Below are 3,878 nucleotides of genomic sequence, written 5' to 3'. Positions count from 1 at the left end.
CCGCGGCACAGCCCGCCAGGAGCACCGCTCCTACACCACGTCCAGGGACACGACCTCGTACGCGGCCCAGTTGGTCACATGGCGCCGAGCGGCGTTCAGCTTGAACGGCATGAGGGATGGTCCTGCAGGGTGAAGGAGCCTTGCCCCGTTCTCACCCTACCCGAAGCCAGCCAGGCCGGCGATCGGTGCAACAAGGCCGCTTACCAGCTGGACCGTATAGATAGCGGCGATTTGGGAGAACCACGCCGGCGCCCCTACGTTATCGGGCCGAATCTGTTCAGCAAATTGGCGATGCATGCCGCAACCGAGTGAGGAATGACGATGAATTCAGATCGCAGCAGCGGAGCCGCACATTACGTGGTGGGAAGAACCAAAACAGCGGCGGGCGATCTGACCGGGGACGCAAAGCTTCAAGTTGAAGGACGAGTCGACGAGACTGCCACGACTCTTCGGAACGCCACCGGCGGAGCGAAGGACGCAGCCCGAGAGGCCGCGGCTGACCCGCAGTCCGAAGTCGAGCAACTCCGCGCGGAGGTGGAGCGACTTTCTAGAGAGCCCGCCACACCCAGATTGGATGCGGCGGCCAGGACGGCTGACCGCTACGGCCAGCAGCTTGACAGATACTTGGATGTCATTCGAGAGCGTCCCTTAACCGCGGTTGGGGTGGCGGCGCTCACAGGCTTCCTGCTTGAACGAGTCATCGGCGGCAACAGGCACGTGTACCGAAGCTGACAATCAGCAGAGTAACCTCGACTCAACCAAGGCGCGGCAGGAGCAAAAGATCGACGCCGCGGTGGCGCTCATCATTGCGGTCGGTCGCGTGATGACCGAGCCGGAGCAGTTCAACAGCATCTTTGAGTGGGCAGAGTTGTGACCGGCGTGACAGGACGGGCCGAGGCCAGCGGTGGCCATGAGCACCGATTGGCCGACATTCGCAGCAGTCGCCCACTCTGTTCAACACCTATCGACGACCGTGATCGGTGATGAACAGGGCCGAGCCATCGTGTTGCGTGGGTCGGCGGCTTAGACGCACTGAGCCATATCTGCGCTGGGGGTCATGCGATGCGAATGTACTCCGGCCGCCCGAGCTCGAGCATGCGGTTCAGTACACTCGCGGCGATGGCCACCTCGATTGCCTGACGCCGTCGGTTTGCGAACGTAACCCATCGCCGATGAAGCGCTGCCAGCGCGAGATGTCGGACTCCACCAAGGCGCGCCAGCCGTACCCCGAGGCCCGCTGCCAACCCGTACGGCCGCACTCGGCGATACATCGCAGATGCGCATCGCACAGCGTCGGTATGGTCTCGGCCGCGTCGCTTGGCACCGCATCCGCGCAAGGTGGGACACTGGCGGTGATCTCGTCAGTGTCGACGTCGGTGGCGAGGTGGAGCACCTTCCAAGCCCGGCGCCGCTTGGCGCCTCGCTTTTTGTCCAGCCAGCCACCGGGACCGCACAGCCGCAGCGCGGTACTGTCCACCAGCAGATGCGCTAGCTCACCTCCGCTGCGCGATTGCATAATCTTAAGGTTGAACGGTCCGGCGCTGCGAGGTTGAGACCGAGCAACTGCACAATGGGGCTAATCAAGCCCTCGGTCTGGCGCAACGCCAGGCGGAACACGGCACGCAGCGTCAGGGCAGTTGCGATCACAAGGTCCGAGTGCTTCGCCTGGCCACTCCGCCCCAGGCCCGCCTCGGCTCGCCAACCCTCGACCGCCTCGGCCGTGAACCACACGGTGAGACTGCTGCCGACACGTAGGCCGGCATCGTATTCAACCCGGTTGGTCATCCTACGCCGCTGCTTGGGGATGTGGTGCGGGCGATCAGCATTGGACTTGAACGGCACGGCAGGCGTCCCTCATTGCTCGAGAGCTCGCCTCTGTGCCAGCCTACTCGACCGCGCCCAAGTGGGCGACCCACGCAACAAGATGCAGCGGCTTCGTAACTCCTCGCCAAGCTGCGAATCCGTGTGATGGCACGGGCCTTTCCCATAGGGAAAGAGTAACGGAACGGACTGGACCGGCAGGTTCGCATCGATGGTCTGAAGGGAGCTATCTCTCACACCTGATCTGGCGCGAGCGCTTACGGATACATTCCATATACGAGATTAGGGAGATTGTCCATGAATTTGTACTTCTCTCCGCACAGTCCCTACGTACGCAAGGTGATGGCCTGCGCTGTCGCGCGCGGGATTGAAGCTCGGATCAAGCGGGTGATCTCCAAGCCGTTCGACCTGCCTGCCGATCTGCTGGCCGATAATCCTCTCTCGAAGGTACCGACGCTGGTCACCGACGACGGGCTCGCGCTGTTCGACAGCCCGGTCATCTGCGAGTACCTGGATGTCGTGGGCGACGCGCCGCCGCTGTTCCCGCAGTCAGGTCCCGATCGTTGGATGGCGCTCAAGTTCCAGGCACTTGCCGACGGCATCCTCGACGCGGCGGTTCGCCGCCTGCTGGAAGAGCGGTTGCCGCAAGATGAGGCGCGGAGTGCCTTCTCTGCACGGCAGAAGGCCGCCATCAAACGCGCACTGAACCTTCTGGACCGGGAAGCAGACGCATTGCAGGGGGCCTGGACCATCGGCAGCCTCGCGGTGGCCTGCTCGCTGGGCTACCTCGACTTCCGATACGGCCATGAGCCCTGGCGCGGAGACCGCCCAAGGTTGGCGGCGTGGTATGCCGGGGTGCGCGACGCGCCGCCCCTGTCGCGGACAGTGCCGACTGGCTAATGGGGCCGGCCCAGCGCCGCATTGGCGAGCTCGGCCGGTTGCCGCACCTGCGCCGAATAGGGGATTATATCGCAGTATATGGACCTAGACCGGCCTCATCGAAAGCCGATGCCGACATGCGCTCCGGAGGTGATCGGCACCGCGCTGGGATGTCGAGCGGCAAGCGGGGTACGGAGAGCCTCGCGCACGCACTCCCATTCCGTTGCAGTGAGTGCCGCCCTGAGCGGGAACTGCCGATAGAGCCGGCCCGCGTTGTCCGCTGCCCAGTTGGCTAAAGGCGCGGTCCAGACGCCGGAGATCGTGTGCACGGCGACCTCGCCTAGCCCCACCTCCTGCATGTCCTCAGCCACCGCGCCTGGATCCTTGAGCCGGCGCAGCCCAGGCGGGAAGGGTCGTGTCCCGGGTGATGGTGTAGCAGGCCGCCGCCGTAACGGTGGCGGCCATCGTGACGGTCCTGGCTAGGGTTGGGTTGCTGAGACCGACAACCCCTGGACCATGGACCAGCCACGATGACCGACGAGACGATGGCCCTTCGGGGCCTCTTGGAGAAGTCTGCCGACGCGTCCTTCCTACGCGAGATGATCGGCTTCGCTGCCGAGCGGCTGATGGAGCTGGAGGTGGGCGAGTTGACCGGCGCCGCGCATGGCGAGCGGAGCCCCGATCGCCTGGCGCAGCGCAACGGCTACCGGGAGCGGGACTGGCAGACCCGGGTCGGGACGGTCGAGCTCCGCATTCCGAAGCTCCGGCGCGGCTCCTACTTCCCCGCCTTTCTGGAGCCTCGCCGGACAGCGGAGAAGGCGCTGACCGCGGTGATCCAGGAGGCCTATGTCCAGGGCATCTCGACGCGCTCTGTAGACGACCTCGTGCGCGCCATGGGCATGGAGGGTGTCTCCAAGAGCCAGGTCAGCCGCCTCTGCGCCGAGATCGACGAGCGGGTGCGCGACTTCCTTGCCCGCCCCATCGAGGGCGACTGGCCCTACCTCTGGCTGGACGCCACCTACGTGAAGGTCCGCGAAGCCGGGCGCATAGTCTCTGTCGCGGTCACCATCGCGGTCGGCGTCCATGCCGATGGTCGGCGCGAGGTCCTCGGCATGGCGGTCGGCAGCTCGGAGGCGGAGCCGTTCTGGCTCGACTTCCTCCGCGGCCTCACTCGTCGC

The 3,878-nt window shown here is 65.2% G+C and carries 7 protein-coding genes; 4 read left to right on the top strand and 3 right to left on the bottom strand.

Annotation, left to right across the window (positions count from 1 at the left end):
- The first annotated feature begins 315 nt into the window (after positions 1 to 315).
- Together AC5JJ6_RS03005 and AC5JJ6_RS03000 are read left to right on the top strand one after the other, a co-directional pair.
- On the top strand, positions 316 to 732 hold the full coding sequence (locus AC5JJ6_RS03005) for a CsbD family protein (protein ID WP_496040625.1): 417 nt from the start codon (positions 316 to 318) through the stop codon (positions 730 to 732).
- Positions 689 to 874: a hypothetical protein gene (locus tag AC5JJ6_RS03000; protein WP_496040626.1), complete on the top strand. Its 186-nt coding sequence runs from the start codon at positions 689 to 691 to the stop codon at positions 872 to 874. Before AC5JJ6_RS03005 ends, AC5JJ6_RS03000 begins: the two co-directional genes overlap by 44 nt.
- A gap of 228 nt (positions 875 to 1,102) precedes the next feature.
- On the opposite strand, the gene AC5JJ6_RS02995 is transcribed toward AC5JJ6_RS03000, so the two are convergent.
- Together AC5JJ6_RS02995 and AC5JJ6_RS02990 are read right to left on the bottom strand one after the other, a co-directional pair.
- Complete coding sequence (locus AC5JJ6_RS02995; protein ID WP_496040624.1) at positions 1,103 to 1,477, bottom strand: transposase; 375 nt, start codon at positions 1,475 to 1,477, stop codon at positions 1,103 to 1,105.
- An 11-nt stretch (positions 1,478 to 1,488) separates the two neighbouring features.
- Complete coding sequence (locus AC5JJ6_RS02990) at positions 1,489 to 1,842, bottom strand: transposase (RefSeq protein ID WP_496040623.1); 354 nt, start codon at positions 1,840 to 1,842, stop codon at positions 1,489 to 1,491.
- Between the two features lie 276 nt (positions 1,843 to 2,118).
- Between AC5JJ6_RS02990 and AC5JJ6_RS02985 the strand changes: the two genes are divergently transcribed.
- The gene (locus tag AC5JJ6_RS02985) at positions 2,119 to 2,721 is read left to right on the top strand and encodes a glutathione S-transferase family protein (RefSeq protein ID WP_496040622.1); all 603 of its coding nucleotides are present in this window, start codon (positions 2,119 to 2,121) and stop codon (positions 2,719 to 2,721) included.
- Positions 2,722 to 2,816: 95 nt separating this feature from the next.
- Here the strand turns inward: AC5JJ6_RS02985 and AC5JJ6_RS02980 are convergent, their stop codons facing one another.
- Entirely contained in the window at positions 2,817 to 3,071 is a 255-nt protein-coding gene (locus AC5JJ6_RS02980) for a hypothetical protein (protein WP_496040621.1), read from the bottom strand.
- 159 nt (positions 3,072 to 3,230) lie between these two features.
- On the opposite strand from AC5JJ6_RS02980, the gene AC5JJ6_RS02975 reads away from it, so the two are divergent.
- The coding region (locus AC5JJ6_RS02975) for an IS256 family transposase (protein ID WP_496040620.1) at positions 3,231 to 3,878 on the top strand (648 nt) is incomplete at its 3' end.

The organism is Skermanella sp. (genome assembly GCF_059503625.1).
Note: the sequence above shows the minus strand (reverse complement) of the source record. Positions and strands in the feature narration are given on the sequence as shown.